This window comes from Cohnella soli (assembly GCF_042655525.1).
Taxonomy (GTDB): domain Bacteria; phylum Bacillota; class Bacilli; order Paenibacillales; family Paenibacillaceae; genus Cohnella; species Cohnella soli.
In genome coordinates this window covers 62,183-86,609 of the sequence record NZ_JBHSMI010000020.1, presented here as the reverse complement: position 1 = coordinate 86,609, position 24,427 = coordinate 62,183, and the positions used below count along the sequence as shown (strand labels likewise).

Annotated in this window: 23 protein-coding genes and 1 other annotated feature; of the genes, 4 read left to right on the top strand and 19 right to left on the bottom strand. The window is 53.0% G+C overall.

The features are described 5' to 3' along the window. The first annotated feature begins 115 nt into the window (after window positions 1–115). Window positions 116–1,768, top strand: coding sequence for a glutamine--tRNA ligase/YqeY domain fusion protein (locus tag ACFPOF_RS10145; protein ID WP_378132126.1), 1,653 nt, complete (start codon window positions 116–118; stop codon window positions 1,766–1,768). Window positions 1,769–1,839: 71 nt separating this feature from the next. Beyond that, entirely contained in the window at window positions 1,840–3,204 is a 1,365-nt protein-coding gene (nagZ, locus tag ACFPOF_RS10140; protein WP_378132124.1) for a beta-N-acetylhexosaminidase, read from the top strand. Window positions 3,205–3,686: 482 nt separating this feature from the next. Here nagZ and ACFPOF_RS10135 read toward each other — a convergent pair whose 3' ends face one another. The 10 genes from ACFPOF_RS10135 to lspA all read right to left on the bottom strand — a co-directional run bounded on the left by ACFPOF_RS10135 (window position 3,687) and on the right by lspA (window position 15,020). Further along, window positions 3,687–4,091 carry a hypothetical protein gene (locus ACFPOF_RS10135; protein ID WP_378132122.1) on the bottom strand — a complete coding sequence of 135 codons (405 nt, stop codon included), beginning with the start codon at window positions 4,089–4,091 and terminating at the stop codon, window positions 3,687–3,689. 65 nt (window positions 4,092–4,156) lie between these two features. Next, window positions 4,157–4,804 (bottom strand): orotate phosphoribosyltransferase, encoded by a 648-nt coding sequence (gene pyrE, locus ACFPOF_RS10130; protein ID WP_378132120.1) that lies wholly within the window; start codon window positions 4,802–4,804, stop codon window positions 4,157–4,159. Next, entirely contained in the window at window positions 4,801–5,547 is a 747-nt protein-coding gene (gene pyrF, locus ACFPOF_RS10125; RefSeq protein WP_378132119.1) for an orotidine-5'-phosphate decarboxylase, read from the bottom strand. The genes pyrE and pyrF overlap by 4 nt, the downstream gene beginning before the upstream one ends. A 76-nt stretch (window positions 5,548–5,623) precedes the next feature. Continuing rightward, a complete protein-coding gene (carB, locus tag ACFPOF_RS10120; RefSeq protein ID WP_378132118.1) occupies window positions 5,624–8,842 on the bottom strand; it encodes a carbamoyl-phosphate synthase large subunit in 3,219 nt (1,072 codons plus the stop codon). After that, window positions 8,829–9,974: a carbamoyl phosphate synthase small subunit gene (locus ACFPOF_RS10115; protein WP_378132117.1), complete on the bottom strand. Its 1,146-nt coding sequence runs from the start codon at window positions 9,972–9,974 to the stop codon at window positions 8,829–8,831. Before ACFPOF_RS10115 ends, carB begins: the two co-directional genes overlap by 14 nt. A 12-nt stretch (window positions 9,975–9,986) precedes the next feature. After that, window positions 9,987–11,291 carry a dihydroorotase gene (locus ACFPOF_RS10110; protein ID WP_378132115.1) on the bottom strand — a complete coding sequence of 435 codons (1,305 nt, stop codon included), beginning with the start codon at window positions 11,289–11,291 and terminating at the stop codon, window positions 9,987–9,989. Between the two features lie 20 nt (window positions 11,292–11,311). Continuing rightward, on the bottom strand, window positions 11,312–11,866 hold the full coding sequence (gene pyrR, locus ACFPOF_RS10105; protein WP_378132113.1) for a bifunctional pyr operon transcriptional regulator/uracil phosphoribosyltransferase PyrR: 555 nt from the start codon (window positions 11,864–11,866) through the stop codon (window positions 11,312–11,314). A 281-nt stretch (window positions 11,867–12,147) separates the two neighbouring features. Beyond that, complete coding sequence (locus ACFPOF_RS10100) at window positions 12,148–13,401, bottom strand: LL-diaminopimelate aminotransferase (protein ID WP_378132111.1); 1,254 nt, start codon at window positions 13,399–13,401, stop codon at window positions 12,148–12,150. A 151-nt stretch (window positions 13,402–13,552) separates the two neighbouring features. Next, on the bottom strand, window positions 13,553–14,530 hold the full coding sequence (locus ACFPOF_RS10095) for an RluA family pseudouridine synthase (RefSeq protein WP_378132109.1): 978 nt from the start codon (window positions 14,528–14,530) through the stop codon (window positions 13,553–13,555). Continuing rightward, window positions 14,490–15,020, bottom strand: coding sequence for a signal peptidase II (gene lspA, locus ACFPOF_RS10090; protein WP_378132107.1), 531 nt, complete (start codon window positions 15,018–15,020; stop codon window positions 14,490–14,492). The genes ACFPOF_RS10095 and lspA overlap by 41 nt, the downstream gene beginning before the upstream one ends. Window positions 15,021–15,205: 185 nt before the next feature. Here lspA and ACFPOF_RS10085 point away from each other — a divergent pair, with 185 nt between their 5' ends. Beyond that, a complete protein-coding gene (locus ACFPOF_RS10085; RefSeq protein ID WP_378132105.1) occupies window positions 15,206–15,940 on the top strand; it encodes a TraR/DksA C4-type zinc finger protein in 735 nt (244 codons plus the stop codon). 4 nt (window positions 15,941–15,944) lie between these two features. Here ACFPOF_RS10085 and ACFPOF_RS10080 read toward each other — a convergent pair whose 3' ends face one another. From ACFPOF_RS10080 to ACFPOF_RS10040, 9 genes are all read right to left on the bottom strand, one after another. Next, a complete protein-coding gene (locus ACFPOF_RS10080; RefSeq protein ID WP_378132103.1) occupies window positions 15,945–16,358 on the bottom strand; it encodes a DUF5665 domain-containing protein in 414 nt (137 codons plus the stop codon). Window positions 16,359–16,472: 114 nt separating this feature from the next. Further along, complete coding sequence (gene ileS / locus ACFPOF_RS10075) at window positions 16,473–19,556, bottom strand: isoleucine--tRNA ligase (RefSeq protein WP_378132101.1); 3,084 nt, start codon at window positions 19,554–19,556, stop codon at window positions 16,473–16,475. Window positions 19,557–19,601: 45 nt separating this feature from the next. Continuing rightward, window positions 19,602–19,862, bottom strand: a binding site (T-box leader). A 64-nt stretch (window positions 19,863–19,926) separates the two neighbouring features. Then, a complete protein-coding gene (locus ACFPOF_RS10070; RefSeq protein ID WP_378132100.1) occupies window positions 19,927–20,412 on the bottom strand; it encodes a DivIVA domain-containing protein in 486 nt (161 codons plus the stop codon). Window positions 20,413–20,496: 84 nt separating this feature from the next. After that, the gene (locus tag ACFPOF_RS10065) at window positions 20,497–21,282 is read right to left on the bottom strand and encodes a YlmH family RNA-binding protein (RefSeq protein WP_378132098.1); all 786 of its coding nucleotides are present in this window, start codon (window positions 21,280–21,282) and stop codon (window positions 20,497–20,499) included. Window positions 21,283–21,301: 19 nt separating this feature from the next. After that, window positions 21,302–21,568, bottom strand: a complete 267-nt coding sequence (locus tag ACFPOF_RS10060) for a YggT family protein (RefSeq protein ID WP_378132096.1) — start codon at window positions 21,566–21,568, stop codon at window positions 21,302–21,304. A gap of 7 nt (window positions 21,569–21,575) precedes the next feature. Beyond that, window positions 21,576–22,037, bottom strand: a complete 462-nt coding sequence (locus ACFPOF_RS10055; RefSeq protein ID WP_378132094.1) for a cell division protein SepF — start codon at window positions 22,035–22,037, stop codon at window positions 21,576–21,578. Between the two features lies 1 nt (window position 22,038). Beyond that, window positions 22,039–22,737 carry a YggS family pyridoxal phosphate-dependent enzyme gene (locus ACFPOF_RS10050; protein WP_378132092.1) on the bottom strand — a complete coding sequence of 233 codons (699 nt, stop codon included), beginning with the start codon at window positions 22,735–22,737 and terminating at the stop codon, window positions 22,039–22,041. 7 nt (window positions 22,738–22,744) lie between these two features. Beyond that, the gene (pgeF, locus tag ACFPOF_RS10045; protein WP_378132090.1) at window positions 22,745–23,560 is read right to left on the bottom strand and encodes a peptidoglycan editing factor PgeF; all 816 of its coding nucleotides are present in this window, start codon (window positions 23,558–23,560) and stop codon (window positions 22,745–22,747) included. Window positions 23,561–23,637: 77 nt separating this feature from the next. Beyond that, window positions 23,638–23,919, bottom strand: a complete 282-nt coding sequence (locus ACFPOF_RS10040) for a YlmC/YmxH family sporulation protein (protein WP_378132088.1) — start codon at window positions 23,917–23,919, stop codon at window positions 23,638–23,640. A gap of 277 nt (window positions 23,920–24,196) precedes the next feature. Between ACFPOF_RS10040 and ACFPOF_RS10035 the strand changes: the two genes are divergently transcribed. After that, window positions 24,197–24,427, top strand: a 231-nt coding sequence (locus tag ACFPOF_RS10035; protein ID WP_378132317.1) for a transposase, incomplete at its 3' end; no start/stop codon positions are given.

Here is a 24,427-nt window from a genome sequence, read left to right as displayed (position 1 = left end):
TTTTTATGTCCACCATTCGTCATTTCGTCATTTTTTTCTCCAACCCTTTATAAGGACGGTCGATTTTGTGTATTATTAGAAGATATACATTGATCTGTGAGGAAGGTTGGTCCGCTTGGAAACTAAGACGTCGTCATCTAATTTCATTAAAAACATCGTGGCCGAGGATTTGGCCTCTGGGAGAACAAAGGAAGTGGTCACCCGCTTCCCGCCCGAGCCCAACGGATACTTGCATATTGGGCATGCTAAGTCGATCTGCTTAAACTTCGAGCTTGCCGACGAGTTTAACGGAAGAACGAATTTGCGCTTCGACGATACGAACCCGGTTAAGGAAGACGTCGAATACGTCGAATCGATCAAGAATGACGTGGCGTGGCTCGGTTTCGAGTGGGATGGCTTGTTCTTCGCCTCGAATTATTTCGGGGAAATGTACGCTCGCGCCGAGCTGCTTATTGGCAAAGGCCTTGCCTATGTCGACGACCAGACGGCCGACCAGATCCGCGAGACTCGGGGGACGCTGACTGCTCCTGGCCAAGAAAGCCCGTTCCGCAACCGTTCTATCGAGGAGAACCTCGATCTGTTCCACCGCATGAAAGCAGGCGAATTCGCCGACGGAACGAAAGTACTGCGCGCGAAAATCGATATGGGATCCCCGAATATCAATATGAGGGACCCGATCATTTATCGCGTCGTACACGCCCACCATCACAACACGGGCGACGAATGGTGCATCTACCCCATGTACGCATTTGCACACCCGCTCGAAGACGCGATCGAAGGCGTGACGCACTCGATCTGTACGCTTGAATTCGAAGATCAGCGCCCGTTCTACGATTGGGTTGTCCGCGAATGCGAAATGCAGTGGACGCCTCGCCAATACGAGTTCGCGCGACTGAATCTAACGAACACCGTCATGAGCAAAAGAAAGCTGAAGCAGCTTGTAGACGAGAAAGCGGTCGACGGTTGGGACGATCCGCGCATGCCGACGATTTCCGGGCTTCGTCGGAAAGGCTATACGCCGGAAGCCATCCGCGCGTTCTGCCGCGAGATCGGCGTCGCCAAGAGTTACGGCGTCGTTGACGAACGGATGTTGGAACATTTTATCCGCGAGGATTTGAAGCTCAAAGCTCTTCGCACAATGGCCGTTTTGCAGCCGCTCAAAGTCGTTATCACGAATTACCCTGAAAACCAAGTGGAATGGCTCGAGGCGGAAAACAATTCGGAGAACCCGGACATGGGACATCGCCAAATTCCGTTCTCGCGTGAAATTTATATTGAACGCGACGATTACATGGATAACCCGCCGCCGAAGTATTTCCGATTGTTCCCTGGCAATGAAGTGCGCCTGAAACACGCGTATTTCATTAAGTGCGAGGAAGTTATCCGCGATGCCGACGGAAACGCAATCGAATTGCGCTGCACGTACGACCCCGAGACAAAAAGCGGTTCCGGCTTTACCGGTCGCAAAGTCAAAGGAACGATTCACTGGGTTGAAGCGTCTAGCGCTGTTCCCGCCTCATTCCGCCTATATGAGCCGCTCATTACGGACGACGTGGAAGAAGAAGGGCAATCGTTCCTCGATCGTCTGAATCCGAACTCTCTCGAGACGTTGGAAGGGTTCGTCGAGCAAGGATTACAATCGTCCGAAGGCGGGGAAAAATTCCAATTTTTCCGCCATGGCTACTTTAACGTTGATCCCAAGGATTCGACGTCGGAACACCTCGTGTTTAACCGCATCGTCTCACTGAAAAGCTCTTTCGAAGTCTAAACCAAACAGTAACTCCCGCGTATTCCGTTAAGGAACGCGGGAGTCTTTTCATAAGGAGGACGGATTCGCTTATGGCCAATATGCACTTGAAACCGCTCGTCGCATTCGCTCTTTGTTGGACGCTGCTCGGAACATCTGCCTGTTCCAAAGGATCTCCGGAGAACTCCCCCTCCGCCTCGAACACACCTGTCGCTTCTCCATCGGCTACAACATCAGCGCCATCCGCCTCGCCTTCCGAGACGCCTTCTGAGACACCAGCCGCGTCACCTTCCAAAACGCCGTCTCCTTCGCCGACGTCTTCTTCCGGAACCGTCGACTCGGACGATGGCGTCAATGCTCTAATCGACCGGATGACATTGGAGCAAAAAGTCGGACAAATGATTCTCGCCGGCGTAACGGGCACGAAGCTCGATGCCTCCGCTAAGGCTATGATCGCCGAACAACATGTGGGCGGCATCATTTTGTTCAAAAACAATTTTTCCGGACTGACTGGGTCCACCCGATTCGTGAATGACCTTAAAAAGGCGAATACTAGCAACCCTATTCCCCTATTCGTAAGCGTCGATCAAGAAGGAGGCCGCGTGAGCCGTCTACCTGCCGATTTCGTCGCCATGCCGGATGCAGCCAAAGTCGGCCGAACGGGTAAGCCAGAGCTTGCCAAGCAGATGGGTAAACTGTTGTCCGAGGAATTGGCATTACTCGGTTTTAACGTCGACTTCGCTCCTGTTCTCGATATCAACAGCAACCCGAACAATCCTGTCATCGGTAATCGGGCTTTTGGTTCCAAAGCCGATATTGTGACGCGTATGGGCATCTCCGTTATGCAAGGCTTACGGGAAGGGGGGACCATCGGCGTCGTCAAACATTTTCCCGGACATGGCGACACCTCGGTCGACTCGCACTTGGATTTACCCGTCGTCAACAAGACGACGCAACAGCTCGAAGCTCTTGAATGGATGCCATTTAAAGCTGCAATTGCAGAGCAGGCTGACGCCGTCATGGTCGCGCACATTTTGTTTCCCAAGATTGATCCCGATGCTCCCGCTTCTTTTTCCAAAGTCATCATCGGCAAGCAATTGCGCGGCACGCTCGGCTTTGATGGCGTCGTCATTACCGATGATCTAACGATGGGGGCTATTGCTGACCACTACGGAATCGCCGAAGCGGCGGTTAAATCCGTCGAAGCCGGCAGCGACATCCTACTCGTTGCCCACGGCTACGATACGGCTAAATCCGTCTACGACAAGTTACTGCAAGCCGTACGTTCCGGGCGTATTAGCGAGAAAAGAATCAATGAAAGCGTCAAGCGTATTGTTTCTCTGAAAACGAAGTATCACCTAAGCGATGCCCCCTTCGCCATTCCGAAGGCATCCGACATACCGAACTCAGCGATTCGGTCATGGTTAAAAGCAGTTAACGGCTCTGGCGGCAAGTAAGTCTCCTGATTCTCTCGGGCCACTATCCCCTTCGCTCAGGACAATGGTTCGAGGGTTCACCGCATCACCTGCTACAGCCATTATCCCTGTCGCTCAGGTTGGAAAGCTGGGGCCACGCTCAATTCTCTGTCGCCACTATCCCCTTAGCACAGGTCAAAGATTTAGGCTTAAGGAAGGGCTCCTGTCCTCTCTCCATTACCCCCTTCGATCAGTTTTGTAGATAAGATACTCCCTCCCCACTCTATTGTCGACTAAGCCTGATTGAAGGGGATAATGGTCGTAGAGGAAATAGGGATCATTCATCGAGCCTCTCCTGAACGAAGGGGATAGTGGCCATAGCTAAATTGAAGCTTGATTACTTCGTCTTTTCCCTAATGGAAAGGGATAATGGCCATAAATAGCCGCAGCACGCACAAAAACCCATTCATACGGCCAACGCCGTCGAATGGGCTTTCGTTGATCCGCCGCTGACGGGCGGATTTCTAATTTCTGAAAATATAGCTATTCGCTGATCGCAAACGTTCTTTCTGTACGCGTTCTCTGTCGAATACCCGCTCGATGTCGTCGTTAATTTTGCTCGAACAGGACAGGCAGAGATGCCCTTTGCGAATCGGTGAGGAACAAAGATCGCATTCATCCGCCAAATTCGGATAGTGGAAAATGTTAAGCCTACCGGTCCGAATCCATGAGCGAAGCTTACGAAGAGATATTGAAGCCGCTTCGGCCAATTGTTCATTGGTCGCCATTCGATTGCGCATCAGATAACGTTCCATCTCTCGAGTCTGCTCGTCCATTCGCGAAGAGCAGTCGAAACACAGATTGCGTAGGTTCTTCTGGAAAACGTTGCCGCAGTCGGGACAATGTGCCACAAGTAGTTCGTTCGGCATATGAAGACCCCTTTATTGGTTCTCTTGAACCAATACTAGCATAGGTCTAAAACAATTTCACTACATTATTTGCCGAAAGTTTCCGGGCTTTCCCGCCACGATTGCAGTAAGTTAACATCGTTCGCACTAATGGTACCCCGACGCAACGCCTCGTCCACTAACGCACCGTAGTTGGAGAGCGTTCTCAGCTCTATGCCTTCTTCGCGGAATGCTTCTTCCGCTTTCGCGAACTGGTAGGTGAAGATCGCCAGAACGCTTTGCACTTCCGCTCCGGCTTCGAGAACCGCGAGCGCTGCTTTCAAAGAGCTGCCGCCCGTAGAGATCAAATCCTCGATAACGACAACCTTTTGACCTTCTTTAATGATGCCTTCGATTTGATTTTGCTTGCCGTGCCCTTTCGCTTTATCGCGAATATACGCCATCGGCAAATTCAATTTCTGCGCCACCCAAGCGGCATGTGGAATACCAGCAGTCGCTGTGCCGGCGATCACTTCTGTATCCGGATAGTGCTCACGGATCAGTGTTGCGAAGCCGTCAGCGATCGCTTCGCGAATAGCCGGATAGCTCATCGTCAAGCGATTGTCGCAATAGATCGGGGAGATGATGCCGGAAGTCCACGTAAACGGCTCGTTCGGACGCAACGCTACGGCGCCGATTTCCAGCAAGCTGCCTGCAATGTGAGACGGAAGTTGTTCCAAAGTTATGTTGCTCATGATTCAGTCATCTCCTTCAAAATGTTGTCCAGCGCTTCGGCCGGGTTGCTTGCACCTGTGATCGGGCGCCCGATGACGAGGTAATCCGTGCCTCCGGCAACGGCGTCCCTTGGCGTCGTAATGCGCGACTGATCGCCTGTCTCCGCCCCTGCGGGACGAATGCCCGGAGTAACTGTCAGGAAGTCGCCCCCACAGGCGGCTTTAATCGCGGCCACTTCAAGCGGTGAAGCGACGACGCCTTGCAAGCCTGCTTCCCGTGCGTGCCTTGCGTACCGTACGACAGCATCTTCGATCGTACCGGCAATGCCGATCTGATCGTTCAACACAGACTGGCTCGTGCTCGTTAACTGCGTTACCGCAATAACGATCGGCGAGTTCGCCGCGTCTCCAGACTCAACCGCTTCCTTCACACCCTCAACAGCAGCGCGCATCATCGTTATGCCGCCTGCACCATGAACGTTGAACAAGTCCACGCCAAGCTTGGCAATGCTGCGTGCACCGCCCCGAACGGTGTTCGGAATATCGTGCATCTTCACGTCGAGGAATACGCGGAATCCCCTTGCTTTTAGTTCCCGGACAACGGAGGGGCCAGCGGCGTAGTACAACTCCATGCCCACCTTCATCCAACAGCCCGTCCCTTGAAGGCTGGCGGCGAGCGCCAACGCCGCTTCGGCATCGGGCTTGTCCAGCGCCACCATAATTTTGCTTGCCGCTTGTTCACGCGTCAATACAGTCATCGACATCGATACGCCTCCTTGGATTCTGTTTATATAGAAGCCCGATCCCCCTGTAGCTCGGGGATCGGGCGACCTGCACCTATTAAGATTGGAAAGCCGGCATAGGCTCGCTGGAGAAACGAAGAGCTTGCAGCATGTTCAGCAGCGCGCTAACTGTGTCGAGCGACGTCAAGCATACAACACCATTCTCGACCGCTTCGCGGCGGATGCGGAAGCCATCGCGCTCCGGCGTTTTGCCTTTTGTCAGCGTATTGACGACGAATTGCGCTTGGCCGGTACGGATCAGATCAAGAATGTTCGGCGAACCATCCGATAGCTTATTTACACGGCGCACTCTCAAACCAGCAGCTTCGAGCGCATCAGCCGTTCCGCCCGTAGCCATCAGCTTATAGCCGAGGTTATAGAAACCTTTCAAAATTTCGATCGCTTCTTCTTTGTCTTTGTCCGCAACCGTTGCGATGATCGCCCCCGAATTCGGGATTTTCATACCGGAACCGATGAGACCTTTGTACAAAGCTTTCGCGTAGTAACGATCGCGTCCCATAACTTCGCCTGTCGACTTCATTTCCGGAGTCAATGTCGGATCGACGCGGCGCAGTTTCGCGAAGGAGAATACCGGAACTTTGACGGAGACAAACTCGTCTTCCGGCCACAGTCCTTCTTGGTAGCCAAGATCCGTCAGCTTCTTGCCGAGAATCGCTTGGGTCGCCAAGTTCGCCATCGGGATTTTCGTCACTTTGCTAAGGAAAGGAACCGTACGCGACGAGCGAGGGTTAACCTCGATGACGTACACTTGCTCCTGCCAGACGACGAACTGGATGTTGACGAGACCGATTGTTTTGAGCTCTTTGGCAATTTTGATGGTGATGTCGATCGCCTGATTTTTTACATCCTCAGACAGAGACTGCGGCGGATATACAGCGATCGAGTCGCCGGAGTGGACGCCCGCTCTTTCGACATGTTCCATAATGCCCGGGATAAGCACGGTTTCACCGTCACAGATCGCATCGATTTCGATTTCTTTGCCGAGCATGTAACGGTCGATCAAAACCGGATGCTCCGGATTGATAGTTACCGCGATTTCCATGTACGAGAGAAGCTCTTCGTCGGAGTAGACGATTTCCATAGCGCGTCCGCCGAGCACGTACGAAGGGCGAACGAGAACCGGGTAACCGAGTTCCTGAGCTGCGCCAACCGCTTCGCCGACCGAAGTAACCGTCGTGCCTTTCGGCTGCGGTACGTTCAGCTTGCTGAGCAGTGCTTCGAACTTCTTACGATCTTCTGCCTCGTCAATGCTGTCGAGAGACGTTCCTAGAATGCGTACGCCAGCCTTCGCAAGTGGCGCTGCGAGATTGATTGCCGTTTGGCCGCCGAATTGCACGATGACGCCAATCGGTTTCTCCTGTTCGATGACGTTCATGACGTCCTCGAAGAACAGCGGTTCGAAGTACAGACGGTCGGACGTCGAGAAGTCGGTCGAAACCGTCTCTGGATTATTGTTGATGATGACCGCTTCATAACCAGCGTTGCGAATCGCCCATACGGCGTGAACGGTCGAATAGTCGAACTCGATGCCTTGACCGATCCGAATCGGACCGGAGCCAAGCACGATGATTTTCTCTTTGCTGCTCGGAAGAACTTCGTTTTCCGTCTCGTACGTCGAGTAGTAGTATGGCGTCGTCGCTTCGAATTCGGCAGCGCATGTATCGACCATTTTGTATACCGGCGCCAAACCTTGAGCCAGGCGGTGTGTGCGAACGTCCGCTTCTGTCGTTAATGCAGCAGCCGGATGGCCTTCTGCGCGAAGCTCTGCGATTGCGCGATCAGTAAAGCCCATACGTTTCGCTTGATACAACGTCTCAGGCGACAGATCAGATTCGCGACGGATAACGTCCTCGAATTGAACGATGCGCTCGAGCTTGTCAAGGAACCACCAGTCGACATTCGTCAAATCTTGAATTTGCTGCAGCGTCCAGCCGCGGCGGAACGCTTCGGTGATGAGGAACATACGCTCGTCGTCCGGTTTCACAAGGCGATTCGTGAGCACTTCGTCTGAAAGCTCGTTTGCGCCTTTCAAGAAGATCCGGTGTACGCCGATTTCGAGGGAACGAACCGCTTTGTGAATGGACTCTTCGAACGTGCGTCCGATCGCCATTACTTCGCCAGTCGCTTTCATTTGCGTGCCGAGCTTGCGGTTGGCCGAAGTAAACTTGTCAAACGGCCAACGTGGAATTTTCGATACGATGTAGTCCAAAGTCGGTTCGAAGCACGCGTAGGTTTGTCCCGTAACCGGGTTCATAATCTCGTCGAGGGTGTAGCCGCATGCGATTTTCGCAGCCATTTTCGCGATCGGGTAACCGGTCGCTTTGGAAGCGAGCGCCGAAGAGCGGCTGACGCGCGGGTTAACTTCGATAACATAGTATTGGTAGCTTTGCGGATCGAGCGCGAACTGTACGTTACAGCCGCCTTCGATATTCAGCGCGCGAATAATTTTGAGCGACGCGGAACGAAGCATTTGGTATTCGCGGTCGGACAACGTTTGGCTCGGCGCTACAACGATGCTGTCGCCGGTATGAACGCCGACCGGATCGAAGTTCTCCATGTTACAAACTACGATACAGTTATCGTTCGCGTCGCGCATAACTTCATACTCGACTTCTTTCATGCCAGCGATCGATTTCTCGACCAAACATTGTCCTATCGGGCTGTAACGAATACCGTTCGCGACTGTCTCGCGAAGTTCTTCTTCATTGGCCACAATGCCGCCGCCTGTGCCGCCCAGCGTATATGCCGGACGAACGATGAGCGGATAGCCGATGCCGTTAGCGAAATCCACCGCAGCTTCGACCGTCGTAACGATGTCGCTTTCCGGTACCGGTTGCTCCAGCTCTCTCATCAATTCCCGGAACAGGTCGCGGTCTTCGGCGCGTTCAATCGCGTCGAGCTGCGTGCCGAGCAGCTTCACATTCTCTTGTTGCAGGACGCCTGCCCGAGCAAGCTCGACAGCCATGTTCAACCCTGTCTGGCCGCCCAGCGTCGGCAACAAGCCGTCTGGACGCTCTTGGCGGATAATTTGGGAAACGAACTCGAGGTTGATCGGCTCGATATAGACTTTGTCTGCAATATTCGTATCGGTCATAATCGTCGCCGGGTTGCTGTTGATCAGCACGACTTCAATGCCTTCTTCTTTCAGCGCTTGGCAAGCTTGCGTGCCCGCATAGTCGAACTCAGCCGCTTGTCCGATGACGATTGGACCGGAGCCGATAACGAGAATTTTTTTGAGTTTATTATTTTTGGGCATACTGCAGTTCTCCTCTCAGCGTCTCCGACAATTGGGCTTGCCGCGGACGTTCCGGATTGGCGATCTTGTTGTCTCTAATCATTTGCAGGAACCGGTCGAAAAGATAGCTGTTGTCGTACGGTCCTGGAGCCGCTTCCGGGTGGTATTGCACGGTGAAGGCCGGATGTTTCTTATGTTTCAAACCTTCGATCGTTTTATCGTTGTTGTTAATATGCGTGACTTCGAGCTCTGTACCCGCGATCGACTCTTCAACGACCGTGTAGCCGTGGTTCTGGGATGTGATGAAGCAACGGCCGGATTCCAGTTCCTTAACCGGGTGGTTGCCGCCGCGATGGCCGAACTTCAACTTGCCTGTGTCTGCTCCGCAGGCGAGAGCAAATAATTGGTGACCGAGGCAAATACCGAAGATCGGAAACTCGCCAATCAGTTCGCGAATCGTATTAACCGCATGAGGGACATCCTTCGGATCCCCAGGGCCGTTGGACAGTTGGATACCGTCCGGTGAAAGCTTGCGAATTTCTTCCGCAGTTGCGTCTTGCGGAACGACGACTACGTCGCAGCCGCGTTTCGTCAATTCGCGCAAAATACCGCTCTTCGCACCGTAGTCGATCAGAACGATCCGTTCTTTTTCGCCGGGGCTCGAGAACAAGGATTTCGTCGACGTGCGTGCAACTTGGTCGCGAAGAAGAGAAGAAGCATCAAGACGCTCTTTCAGTTCTTCGATGCGCTCGCTTCCCGTCGTCAACAGCCCCTTCATCGTGCCATGCTGGCGAAGGATACGAGTCAGCATCCGGGTATCGATGTCGCTGATGCCAACGATGCCGTACTCTTTCAGCAACTGATCGATCGTGTATTGTGCGCGCCAGTTGCTCGGTACAGCCTCATGGCGGCGAACGACGAAGCCATGGATGTATGGACGGATGCTTTCGAAATCGTCGCGGTTAATGCCGTAGTTGCCGATCAGCGGGTACGTCATCGTGACGATTTGTCCGCAGTAGGACGGGTCGGAGAGCACCTCTTGATAGCCGGTAATCCCGGTATTGAATACAACTTCCCCGACGGACCCGCCTTCGGCGCCGAAACTTTGGCCCGTAAACAACGTGCCGTCTTCCAACAGTAATCTTGCTTGCATCCCAATCACTCCTTAGCGGTTAATGCCGTTCTCTTCGGTCCACACCACGTTGCCGCCTACCATTGTCAGCACCGGCCAGCCAAATAACTTCCAATCTGTGAACGGTGTGTTGCGTCCTTTGGACAGAAACGTCGCTGGATCGACTGCGCGTTCGCTTTCCAAGTCGATCAACGTCAAGTCGGCGGGAGCGCCGACGTTCAGCGTGCCGTACGGAAGCTTAAACACTTCTGCGGGCTTGCTCGTCATTTTGCCGATCAGGAAGTCGAGCGTCCAACGTCCTGTGCGCACGAATTTCGTGTAGAGCAGCGGGAACGCCGTCTCGAATCCGACGATGCCGAAAGGGGCGCGTGCCATGCCGCGGGCTTTCTCTTCCTCGCTGTGCGGTGCGTGGTCCGTGACGATAATATCGATCGTGCCTTCCTCAAGCGCTTGTATGCAAGCTTCGACGTCTTTCGGCGTGCGAAGCGGAGGATTCATTTTCCAGTTCGTATCCATGTTGTCCGGTATATCTTCGTCCGACAGTAGCAAGTGATGGGGGCATACTTCCGCTGTTACATTCACGCCGATCTGCTTGCCGAGCCGAATCAGCCGAATCGACTGCTCCGTGCTAACGTGGCAGACGTGATAGTGTACGCCAGTCGCCTCCGATAGCAAAATATCGCGTCCAACGTGAATCGCTTCCGATTCGTTCGGGATACCCTTTAACCCGTGCTTGCGGGAAAACGCGCCTTCGGTTACTGCCGCGCCTTCGACGAGCGAGTCGTCTTCACAGTGAGCGATGACCGGCATACCGAGCGAGTGCGCGAGCGCCATCGCATTTTTCATCATTTGCGCATTCTGCACGCCGACGCCATCGTCCGTAAAACCGATCGCGCCCGCTTCTTTCAATGCGGCGAAATCCGTCAGCTCGCGTCCCAGCTCGTTTTTCGTGATCGCCGCATAAGGGAGAACACGCACAACGCCTTCCGTCGCCGCTTTATCCAGCACATACTTGATCGTATCTGGCGTATCCATGACTGGCCGCGTGTTCGGCATGGGCGCAATCGTTGTGTAACCGCCCTTCGCCGCGGAAGCTGTTCCGCTGGTGATGTCTTCCTTGTATTCGAATCCCGGTTCGCGCAAATGCACATGCATATCGATCAATCCAGGCGAAATTAGCTTGCCCTTCGCATCGATAACTTGTGCGCCGTCCGTGTTCGGCGTATCCGCGCCATCGCGCCATTCGGCGATGATGCCGTCTTCAACCCGTACGTGCTTCCGTTCGGTCGTGCCCGAATCCAGGTTCCATTTCATAGCGTTAAGTATCCATGATGACATCTTCCTAAGCGCCTCCTCTGTTATTGTCCGACTTCAGCTTCGCTTGGGTGCAAGATCGTAACGAAATCGTTATCATCGATTTCTTCGAGCGACACTTCGATCTTCTCGTGCCGCGACGTCGGGACGTTCTTGCCGACGTAATCCGGCCGAATCGGCAGCTCGCGATGACCTCGATCGACGAGAACGGCCAGTTGAATCGACTGCGGTCTGCCGCAGTCCATGAGTGCATCCAGCGCAGCGCGTATCGTCCGACCGGTATAAAGAACGTCATCGATGAGGATAATTCTTTTGTCCTTCACAAGACGCGTCAATTCTTCATCCGGCGCGGCAGCTTCCGCAGTGTAAGGACGATCGTCGCGGTATCGCGTGATGTCCAATTCGCCGACGGCAATCGGTTGACCTTCGATATCGAGGATTCGCTCCGCAAGGCGTCTCGCCAGATAAATCCCTCTCGTCCGGATGCCGATCAGCACGCAGCCGTGGATGCCTTTGTTTTTCTCGACCATCTCGTGGGCGATACGGGTTAACGCTCGCCTGATGGCGGACTCGTCCATGATGACACGGGAATCTGACAACTCGAACCCTCCTTCCGGACATAATCGCGAATGTTCGCAATAAAAAAGCTCCTTGCAGCAACCGCAAGGAGCATTCAGTCAGATGAGGATATTCTCGGAAAGACGCGACCTCTGAGACATGTCCGATCATCGGATAAAAATCCGCGCGGCATGTCGTAGGTCGAACCGGAATATGAGTCAACGCTGCGCCACCTTGCCAGTCTCTCTGGACTGATTTAAAGGTACCCGTTCATTAGCTCTCATTATCCCACTTTCGACATGGTGTGTCAACAAATTTGCGCTTAAAATTCGAATTGGACATCGGTCAATCGCCGTTTGATTTCACCGATGACACGAGCTTCTTCCGCCTCGCCTTGAGCGATGAATGTTACCGAGAAGCGTACGAAGTGACCGGCATCGGTCCACGGCACCGTCGAAATCAATTTCTCGCGAATGAGATATTGCGAGAAGTCTTCGGCCGTCTCGAAGCGTTGGCCGCCTACGATGCCTTTCGGAGCTTCCACATACAGGAAGAAAGAACCTTTCGGCTTCTCCGCTTTAAAGCCGATCTCGTTTAATGCCGCGACGAGCAAATTATGGCGACGGGAGTACTTTTCGGATATCGCCTCCGTAATTTGAGGGTTCGCAAGTCCATAAGCCGCAGCTTTCTGAATGGCGATAAACTGGCCGGAGTCGTTGTTGTCTTTCACATCTCCGAAAGCCTTGACGATAAGCGGATTACCTGCAACGAAGCCAATCCGCCAACCGGTCATGTTGTACGATTTGGACAACGAGTGAAGCTCGATCCCTACGTCCTTCGCGCCAGGAACCGAAAGGAAGCTGAGCGGCTTCACTCCGTCATAGGTCAAAGCGGCATACGGCGCATCGTGAACGACGACAACGTTGTACTTCTTCGCCCATGCGACAGCTTTCGTGAAAAATTCCACTGTAGCCGCTGCCCCCGTCGGGTTGTTCGGATAGTTCAAATACAACAGCTTTGCGCGCTCAGCGATATGTTCCGGAATGGCATCCAGATCCGGAAGGAAATTGTTTTCTTTCGTCAGCTTGATGTTGTACACTTCTCCGCCGAGATATTTCGTGTGCGTACCCAAGACCGGATACCCTGGAACCGTCATAATCGTAACGTCTCCCGGATTAATAAACACGGACGGCAACATCGCGAGCGCCGGCTTGGAGCCGATCGAATGAAGCACTTCCGTCTCGGCGTCGATTACCTCTACGGAAAACACTTCTTTTAAGTATTTAGCCGCAGCCGATTTGAATTCCGCAATGCCGTTGTCTGCGTAGCCGCGGTTTTCGGGCTTGGCCGCTTCTTCAGCCAATTTGGCCACGATGCCCGCATCCGCCATCTCATCCGGCTCGCCGACGCCCATGTCGATCAGTTCCACGTCGGGGAAAGCTTTACGCGCGGCCGCTTTCGCCCGTTTGATTTTCTCGAATTTATAAATATTCGTGTCTTTGCCATAGTTGGAACCGCCAATGCGGCTTGCAAACTGCTCTTGGATAAACGTGGATTGGTATTTTTCTACGCTCATTTACGACAACTCCTCGTGTAACTGAAAATGAATAATCCATGTTACAAACTATGAGGGAATTCGTAAGCGACCGCCATGGATTTTCTCGCACATCATTTGCAGAAATCCCCGCGCTCGAATGCGAGGCGGGGATTGGCTTTTGTTGTATATTTTATCTTGTGCGAAGAATGCCCAGTGCATGCTCCATATCTTCCGGAATCGGCGCGGCGAACTCCATATACTCTCCAGAGCGTGGATGCACGAAACCTAGCACGCCCGCGTGAAGCGCCTGCCCGCTCATGCCGAGCGTTCTGCCGCTTTTGCCTCCGTATGCCGGATCTCCGACCAGCGGAAACCCAATATACTTCATATGCACGCGAATTTGATGCGTCCGGCCCGTTTCCAATTTCAACTCGAGCAATGTGTATTCGTCAAACCGTTCCATGACGGCAAAATGCGTCACCGCATGTTTGCTGTTCTTTTCCGTGACAACATACAGTTTGCGATCGTAATTCGCGCGACCAATCGGAGCATCCACTGTCCCCTTGTCATGCTGCATGACACCGAAGACAAGCGCCGTATACTTACGGGTTACACTATGCTCCTTAAGTTGCTCCGCCAACGAGGAATGGGCGAGATCGTTTTTGGCGATCATGAGCAAACCCGACGTGTCTTTATCAATCCTGTGAACGATGCCCGGACGCATGACGCCATTAATGCCCGACAAGTCTTTGCAATGATAGAGCAAAGCGTTCACGACGGTACCGTTCGGATGTCCTGCAGCCGGATGCACGACCATGCCTCTCGGCTTATTAATGACAATGACGTCTCGATCCTCGAAAACGACATCGAGCGGGATATTTTCCGGAAAAGCTTCCAGAGGCTCAGGCTCAGGCATGACGATCTCGATACGATCTCCAATTGCAAGTTTGGCGTTCGACTTGGTCGAGTGGCCGTTGACTGTGACAGCGCCCGTACGAATCCATTCCTGCACTTGGGAACGTGATACGGATTGCACTGCCATCGTTTCGGCGATATGCTTGTCCACACGTTCGCCCTTCTGTTCTTCATCAACAGCCCATTCTAAACGATTGTCAATGTCCTCGGTCTCAGACGGATTGTTGTTCTGGCGGATGTTCTCCGTTTCCATTTTGTTTGTTCTCCCGTTTCATGGCAAGCAGCGAATCCAAAATCACCAAGGCAACTCCAACACAAATAGCGGAATCGGCAAGGTTGAAAATCGGAAACGTATACGAACCGAAATTAAATTGCAAGAAATCTACGACCTCGCCGAAAAGAGCGCGGTCAAGGAAGTTGCCGACCGCTCCACCCAAAATCATAGCCAGCGCAAACATCAGCAGCATACTGCCCGTCCGATAAGAGCGGTGCAAGTACCATAAAATGCCGACAACGACTGCAATTGTGACGACGAGGAAAAACAAGCGCTGCTCCTGCAGCATGCCAAACGCAGCGCCACGGTTCCGAATATGCGACAGAATAAAGAAATTCCCTAGTATGGATATTCTTTCGTTATCCTGTTCGATATTGTGGCTCACGATTTTCTTACTGACAAAATCGATCAGAAATACGACGATTGCTACTACATAATAGGACCAAACCGGCCAAATCCGACGTTGCATGCGATTGTTCCGCCCTTCATGCGTTTCTCTTGCGATTTTGATTCTATCATATCGTTTCGAGCATCGTCCACGCAAGGGAAGCAAATATCGACAAATCCTCCATACTTGCCCGCCGAGACACGGTCGTAAAACCGGTCGCCCCAGAGAAAACTACAGCTATGGAACGGAAAAAGGGAGTGGGTATCTTGACGATTCCGATCGATCAACACAAAATCGACGAGCTGAAGGAAACGCTACTGCTGGAAAGAGACGCCTTACGGCACCGCGTTAACGAGAACGGACACTTTGGTCTGGCAGCGTCTTTGCGCGATTCCACCGGCGAGCTGTCCGGCATCGATAATCATCCAGCGGACTTAGGTTCGGAAATGTTCGAGCGGGGCAAGGACATCGCCCTTCTCGAGAAAGAAGCTTTTCGTCTTGAGCGCGTCGAAGCCGCTCTTGAGCGTATGAACACTGGCGAATACGGCATCTGCGCAGCCTGCGGCAAATTTATTCCTGCCGAGAGGCTCGAGGCGTTGCCGACCGCCATATACTGCATCGAGCACGAGCCTCGTCAGGAAGTTTCGAATGAAAGGCCTGAGGAGGAGATATTCCTTACGCCTCCTTTCGGCCGCACGAGTCTTGACGAGCGGGATGATCAGAACGGTTTCGACGGCGAAGATGCATGGCAGATCGTCGAATCATGGGGCACTTCCAACGGTCCCGACATGACCCAGAGCAACCGAGCCGTCGATTACGATGCGCTTTTTATCGAAGCCGACGAAAATGAAGGATTCGTCGAAGCGTTCGAAAGCTTCGTTGCGACTGATATTACGGGACAGCATGTTTCGATCGTCCGCAATCGCGCTTACCGCAGTTATATGGCAAATGATGAAGGCGATCATTTGCTCGAACCGGATGAACATTTGAACGAGCTTTAGACGATTAGTGCGGATTGATCTCCAATTGCCGCTGCACGATTCGAACAATGTTAGCGATGTAGTCACCGACGATCGGCAAGTTTAGCGCACCGAGGAATTGCAGCACATAAACAATTGTCGCCGCGAAGAAAGTAAAACCGATCGTAATGCCGATTCCCCGGGATATACCCGCAATCAGGTTGCGCCAAATTAATTGCCATGGCCGTTGCATCAAGTTGACGTAATCCCGTAACTGCGACCTCTCCATATCTATGGACAACCGTTCCAGTCTTTCGGATACATGAACGAGCTGTTTTTTCAAGCCGTGTGCTTCGTCCGCCAACCGATTGTTCGCCGCGGTCGTTGCTGTGTCCGCAGATTTGCCGTTTGCCCACTTTGCCCGACGTTTCGAATTTCTTTTGTTCGTCGATCCTCCCACGCCCATTCTCCCCTCGGGTGACAAAACGAGCTCCCCCGTGCCGCGCATGCCGCGAACCGGAGCAAGAGCTCGTTTTCTCGTTATCTGTATTAGATTTAACCGTCGTCCTATCGGTTATACGATGGCGATGCCGAACGTCTTATCTCCAGCCTGCGCAGTTTCCATGCCATCCGTTTTGCCAAACGACACATTGTTCACGAGTACGTTGTCTCGCAGGACGGAATCAAACGCACGAAGTGCTTCTTCCAGCTCGGTGTCCGCGTCGATAAGCAGATCGATTCTTTTCTCGATCGGCAAGTCGAGCTTCTTCCGCGTATCCTGAACGGCCCGGATCACTTCGCGTACCCAGCCTTCCTGTTCAAGCTCGCGAGTAATTTCCGTATTGAGCGCCACGGTCAAACCGCCAGCAGACGCCGAAGCGAAACCGGTTTTCGCTTCTTTCTCGACGAGAATCTCCTCGAGCCCGATCGTCAGCGTCTCGCCTTCAGGGCTGATGAACGCATAGTTGCCCGACTGCACAATCGCTCTCGTCTCGTCGCCGGACATCGCCTTAAACGCGTTTTGGATCGGACCGACGTTTTTGCCGAACTTCTTGCCCGCTACTTTCAGGTTCAGCTTCAAGTTAAAATTAACGAACCCGCCGTCATCGCCCACGATCGTGATGTGCTTTACGTTAATTTCGTCTTTGACGATTTCCTCGTAGGCGCCAAGATCAAAACTGTCGCTCATAGATACAAGCAGCTCAGACAACGGCTGACGCGTCTTGAGGCCGGTCTCGTTGCGAATGTTGCGTGCCAGCTCGACGATGTTGCGAACGGCGCTCATTTCCCGCTCCAGGCCCGCATCAATCGCCGATGAGTCAGCTTGCGGATAATCCGCCAAATGCACGCTGCCTGCTCCGCCGAGATTGCGGTAAATATCTTCCGCAATGAACGGTGCGTACGGCGCAATCAGCTTGGACAGCGTCAACAGAACGTCGCCCAGCGTCTGGTAAGCCGCAAGCTTGTCGGCCGTCAGGCCGCTTCCCCAGAAGCGATCGCGCGAACGGCGAACGTACCAATTCGACAACTCGTCGATGAACGTTTCGATGCCTTTCGCCGGGTTCAGGAAATCGTTCGCTTCGAGCCCTTTTGTCACTTCCGAGATAAGCGAGTTTAAGCGCGATACGATCCAACGATCCAACCTGTTGTCCGTCTTCACCTTGGCATGTTCGGACGGGACGTAGCCGTCGATGTCCGCGTAGAGGGCGAAGAAAGCGTGCGTGTTGACGAGCGTATCGATCACTTTCGATTTCGCCTCGCCTACAATCCCCTTGGAGAACCTTTTGCTATTCCACGGTGCGCTATCCGCCAGCAGCGACCACCGGAAAGCGTCCGTGCCGAATTCGTCGATAATTTCCCACGGATCGATGACGTTGCCCTTGGACTTGCTCATTTTCTGTCCGTTCTCGTCCAGCACGTGTCCGGTCGAAATAACAGCTTTATATGGCGCTTTGCCATTATACAGCGTCGATACGGCCAGCAAGCTGAAGAACCAACCGCGCGTCTGGTCGATGCCTTCGCAAATCATATCCGCCGGATACTGCTCGTTGAACTTTTCCTCGTCGCCGAACGGGTGGAAATATTGCGCGAACGGCATCGAGCCGCTGTCAAACCACACGTCGATGACCTCCGATGCGCGGTTCATCGTGCCGCCGCAATCGCAGCGAAGATGAATGTCGTCCACGTACGGCTTATGCAGTTCGATCGTCTCAGGCACGTTCTCCACCGCAAGGGAACGAAGCTCGGCAATGCTATGCGGCGCCTTCTCTTTGCCGCACTTCTCGCAAGTCCATACGTTCAGCGGCGTTCCCCAGTAACGGTTGCGGCTGATGTTCCAATCGACCAGATCCTCTAGGAACTTGCCGAAGCGGCCGTCCCGCAGATGCTCCGGATACCATTGGATCGATTTGTTGTTTTCGATCAGTTGGTCTTTGACCGCTGTCGTTTTGATGAACCAGCTTTCCGTCGCGTAATAGAGCAGCGGCGATTTGCAACGCCAGCAGAACGGGTAGCTGTGCTCCACTCTTTCCTTATGGAAAAGCAAGCCTTTTTCCGAAAGCATTTTGACGATGTCGATGTCGCAATCTTTCACGAACCGGCCGGCCAAATCCGTTACTTCGTCGATGTATTTGCCCGCATTGTTGACGACCATCAGCATCGGAATGCCATGCTGGCGAGCTACGCGATAGTCGTCTTCACCGTGCGCCGGGGAAATGTGTACAATGCCGGTACCGCTGGCATCGGTGACGTATTCGGCGTCAATGATCCGATAAGCGTTATCCACTTTGACATACGGGAAAATGGGGTCGTATTCCAAGCCGACGAGTTCGCGGCCTTTAACCGTGCTGATCGTCTCATACTCGCCTTTTAGCACTTTCTCTGCAAGCGCGGCGGCTACGATATACGTTTCGCCGTTCTGACGGGCACGGACGTATTCCAGCTCTGGGTGGACGGCAAGGGCAACGTTAGCCGGCAACGTCCATGGCGTCGTCGTCCAAGCAAGAACGTATTCACCGCTTTGCTTCAACTTGAACTTGGCCGTCGCCGTCAAGTCTTTCACGTCTTCGTAGCCTTGTGCCACCTCGTGCGAACTGAGCGTCGTCTGGCAACATGGGCAGTACGGGCTGACGCGGTGCCCGCGATACAGCAACCCTTTTTCGTGGATCGTCGCAAGTATGTGCCATACGCTTTGAATGTAATTGTTATCGAGCGTGATGTACGGATCGTCGAGATCGGTCCAATAGGCGATCGCTTCCGTCAGTTCGCGCCATTGGCGTTCGTACTCGAACACACTCTCTTTGCACTTCTTGATGAACGGCTCGACGCCGTAATTCTCGATCTCCTGCTTCCCGGAAATACCGAGCTGCTTCTCCACGCCGAGTTCTACCGGCAGCCCGTGCGTATCCCAGCCGGCTTTTCGGACGACGCGATACCCGGCCATCGTCTTGTAGCGGGGGATGAAGTCTTTAATAACGCGTCCGAGCACGTGCCCGATATGCGGCTTGCCGTTCGCTGTCGGAGGCCCTTCGTAGAACACGAAGTTCGGCCTGTCTTTTCTGTTCTCGATCGATTGCCGGAACGTATCTTCCGCTCTCCACTGCTCAAGGATACGCTGTTCGCGGCTTCTCGCTTTTTCTTTGACATCTACACGTTGCATTTGAATCATCCTTTCTTCGTTAAAAAACAAAAAAGACCCATCCCTGAAAGGGACGAGTCATGCTCGCGGTACCACCCTTGTTCCGTTCCTGTCCGGTTTGACCCTGGCAGAACGGCGCTTGGCGGCCGAACGGTTCGGCCAGCTCGTGTAACGGCGAGCGTCCGGCTTCCTCTAGCGGTGCGTCAAGCGCGCCGTTCGAAAAAGCGTCTCAGGGATGATCTTCGGCGCGTCTCGGCCGTTGGCTCGCACCTTCCGCCAACTCTCTGAGACCTTCCGCGCGCTTACTGTTCCCATCAACGACGATAAGCGATAGGTAAACAACAATCGTACTTCATTTATATGTCTTTCGGACCCATTTGTCAAACTGGGACTACGCTTCAATCCCTTTTGCCTCGCGGCCTTCCAGCGACTCCCAGCCATCTTGCGTCAACAGCTCCATCTGCGTTTCGATCAGAGCGCGGAAGCGAGCGCGATAAATCGCAGCCTGCTTTTTCAACTCTTCGACTTCGAGCGCAACTTTGCGGGACTTCGCCAACGCGTCGTTAATGATGCGATCCGCGTTTTTCTCCGCTTCTTTAACGATAAGCTGTGCCTCTTTTTTTGCATTGCCTCTTAGCTCATCCGCAGCTTCTTGCGCGACGATAATCGTCTTGCTAAGCGTCTCCTCGATATTCGAGAAATGGCCGAGCTTGTCCTGCGAAGCCGCAACCATATTTTGCAGTTCTTTGTTTTCGCGAATCATCGCTTCGTAGTCTTTAATAATCTGGTCGAGAAACTCATTTACCTGATCTTCGTCATATCCGCGAATTCGGCGGGCAAATTCTTTGTTATGGATATCCAATGGCGTCAATGGCATTGGCGCACCTCCTGCTTTCATGAGTACCAAGTAGCTCGTTCACAGACTGAATTCGACGGAATCTGAGAAAATCCTTCTCGGAAGTTATACAAATTTGCCGATTCGAACGCGAAGCCTTCCGCTTTTCGACATCCCTTCCACGTCCAGCACCTTAAAACGGCCGAACCCTTTCATGGAGACTACGTCGCCCGCTCTCAGTGAATAAGACGGATCTTCGACCGGCTTCCAGCTCACACGACAACGCCCCGCCTTGATCGGGGCCAATATTTTCGTCCGACTTAATCGGAAAACATCGCTGGCGATACCATCCAGTCGCATTGAAGCGACCGAGAGTACCTGCTCCTCCAGTTCTTGCTTCGTTTCCCGCAGCGCAGTTAACGGAAGAATGGTTGTCCGAACGTCAACCCTGTGCGCTTGTTTCATATGACCTGTAAGAAATCCGGCGATCTCCTCCGCGATAAGCGCATGGCAACCTTCTTCGGTCACATGCAGATCTCCGATCTTCTCCCTCTTGATGCCAAGTCCAAGAAGAGCGCCCAAATAATCCCCGTGTTCCAGATCGGCGATCTTTCGGTCTTCCGACGCGATCTCAAGCACAACGATTCCCATATCCTCATCATCCAACACTTTGTAGTCCGGGGCGACGATCGCCCGTTGACGCTCCGCATGAGTGCCCCCGCCGTTCAAGTACACTTGTACGTCAGGGTTTCTATTCGCAAGCGTAAATAAAATATGCGCCTGGCGCGGGTCGAGAAAATCCGTCCGCTTCGTCTCATGACGCTCGGCGGCTCGCTCAACCCACTCCCAGGCGCGATCCACGAATGACTTCTCATCCGGGTGAAAATGCTCGTAAATTTCGTTATGCGACATCTTATACCTCTATTTGTTTCTATGCGAACATTCCAATCACGGCGATCAAGCCCTGAGCAACGAACCACAATGCAAAGAAAGCGATAATTGGGGAAATGTCGAGCACGCCGCCGATGGGCGGAATGATTCTACGGAACGGTTTCAAGTAAGGCTCCACCAATTTGCCAAGCAGTTCTCCAATGTAGCTTTCCCTTACGGATGGAAGCCACGACATCAATACGTAAATAATCAACAACGTGCGATAGATGTTATATAACAACCAAACATAACTTTCGACTCGATCCAACCTGCTGTCACCTCATTTTGGGATAGTCGGCCGATTCATCGGACAAAATCTCCGTGATCGTACCCGATACTTCGACCGAATCCGGCGTGCAAAGAAAAATATCGGTACCGATTTTGGAAATTTGACCGCCAAGCGCATATACGGTACCGCTCAAAAAATCGACGATACGAATCGCTTGGTCCCGTCTGACACGTTGCAAATTAACGACGACGGCACGGCGGGATTTCAATTGATCCGCGATTTCCTGCGCCTCTTCATATGAGCGGGGTTCGTTCAGCACAACCCGTGCGTTTTTCTGGGAATGAATGCTAACGACATTATTCTTCGCTATAGGTTTACGCATTTCGTAGGCAGGCGTTTCAATTTCTTGCTCCTCCAGGCCGACGAATCTATCGCGATCTTGGTCATGCTCTTGTTCTTGCTCTTCCTGCAAGCCCAAATAGTTCAAAAACTTATTCATGACGCCCATTTTAATCCACTCCTATCTTTTCATTCCCTACGAGTACCGTTCCCAAACGTACCATCGTCGCGCCTTCTTCGACAGCCACTTCGAAATCATTGGACATGCCCATGGACAATTCGGTCAGCGGCGCTTTCGTTACCGCTTTGTCGTTAAGTTCATCCTTAAGCTGCTTCAGCGCCCGAAACACCGGTCTCGTTTCTTCCGCCATGCTTTCGTAAGGCGCCATCGTCATTAATCCGATAGGACGAATCCGATCGTATTTATCGAGCCCTTGCAGAAAAGGCAATGTTTGTTCCGGGGTTAATCCGTGCTTCGACTGTTCTCCCGACACGTTCACCTGAATGAGACATGGAACGACAATCCCCAACTTCTCCGCGCGAGCGTTGATCGCTTCGGCAAGAGATTCGCGATCCAGCGAATGAACGTAGTCGAATTTGCCGATAACGTCCTTTACCTTGTTCGTCTGAAGCGAACCTATGTAATGAAATACAGCGTGCTCTTTCAAGGCTTCCCATTTGGGCCGTGCATCCGGCCAGCGGTTCTCACCGACGTGCGTAACGCCGGCTCTGACAGCTTCTTCCGCCGTGGCCACCGATACATACTTCGTTACCGCTATAATTTGTACACTCTCTCGTTGTCTGTCGCTTCTCAAGCAGGCTTGTCTCAGCCGCTCTTCCACGTCCCGTAGACGATGTTGCAATGTCACGAAACGATCACCTCGATTTCCTGCCGATCCAGCTCATCATCCGCCCCGTAGCGCCATTCTCCTTGCGATGGGAAAACAACAGATCAGTGCGGCAGCTTGTACACCACGATGAAACTTCGATACCACTCGGCAAAATTCCTGCTTTTATCATAAGATGTCGGTTTAAATGTTTCAAGTCAAGCATTGCCTTGCCGTCCTGCTCAGTCGGACGAATGACAATCGCTGCCGTATCCGGGTCGTCCGAGACAAGTGGTATTACCTTGGAAAGCACCGCTCCGTCCACTTCATAACAGCATGGTCCAATTGAAGGTCCGATCGCCGCAACCATATTGCCGGGCTTCGCTCCGAAAGCTTCGTGCATCCGCGACACCGTCTCACCGACAATATCCCGGACCGTTCCTTTCCATCCCGCATGAGCGAGCCCCATGCCCCCGGTAACCGGATCATACAAATATAACGGAACGCAGTCCGCATAAAACATCGCGAGAAAAATATCCTCTTCGTTCGTAACGAGCGCGTCCGTGTGCTGCCAGGCACTTTCTCTGTCCTGACGACCGCTGCCAGCTCGGCTCCGTTCCACGACGCGAACTTCCGTGCCGTGAACTTGCTCCGCACAAGTGAACGTTTCGAAAGCCCATCCTAGGCTTTCCACAACCGCCCCTCTACGGCTTACGACCTCTTCCGGGACATCTCCGACGTGAAGTGCGACGTTGCCTGCATGCCGGGTTGTAAACCCCGCTGTCAGTCCGTAGCACTCCCCCCATTGCTGCAACACGAGGAGCGAGCCGTCCGTTTGGCGCCCCTGTATGTGAAATGGCTCCATATCCCACACCTCCTCAACAAGTGTACCACAGCCTCAAGCCGTTCGAAAGAAATGACCTTTTCATGTCGGCCACCCTGTCATCTTCCGGAGGTATGCTGTTCCCCGTCTTCCAGCCGGTACACTTTCGCATCGTCGAGACGAACAAGCACGACGTCCGTGCCGATTTTCACGATGTTACGCCACGGAATGATCACTTCGTTCCCCCCTCCAAACATGCCAAACAGCCTGGTTGTCGTAGGCACCACAATGGCATCAATCCTACCCTGCCTCAAATCGAGCTCCAAATCGCTCACCTGACCAAGCTTTTTACCGTCCACGATATTGATGACGTCCTTTGTCTGGAAATCCGATATTTTCAAGCTTCTCGCCTCCCGTCTGCCGGTCGTTCGTACCCTTCTACTTAATATATGAGCCTAGTTGAAAAAATTGAACGTTCTCTCTCATGGGCGTATCTCCACTATCCCTTTCGCTCAGGGGCGGGCGCTGCGATTGCTCTTCTCCGTTTGCTGGCTCCACTATCCCCTTCGAACAGGGGGTCGATCATGTTGAAATCAGCACCATTCTCAAAATATTCTTTCCAAATGATTGCTTTTGGAGAAATTGTCTTGTACAATGAAATAGAACATATGTTCCTATATGGTGGTGTTCCATGTGATCTCTTTCGAACAGTTTTGCGAAATTTATCATAGCGATGCCGTTTGTCAGCAGACGTTGTTTCATTCGCGTTGGCCTGGAGGATTCGTCTGCCCCCGTTGCGGCTGCGGTCGTTACTACTCGATTCGTTCCCGCCATATTCCGCTTTTCGAGTGCGCCGATTGCAACACCCAAACTTCCCTGACTGCCGGCACGATCCTCGAACGCACGCGT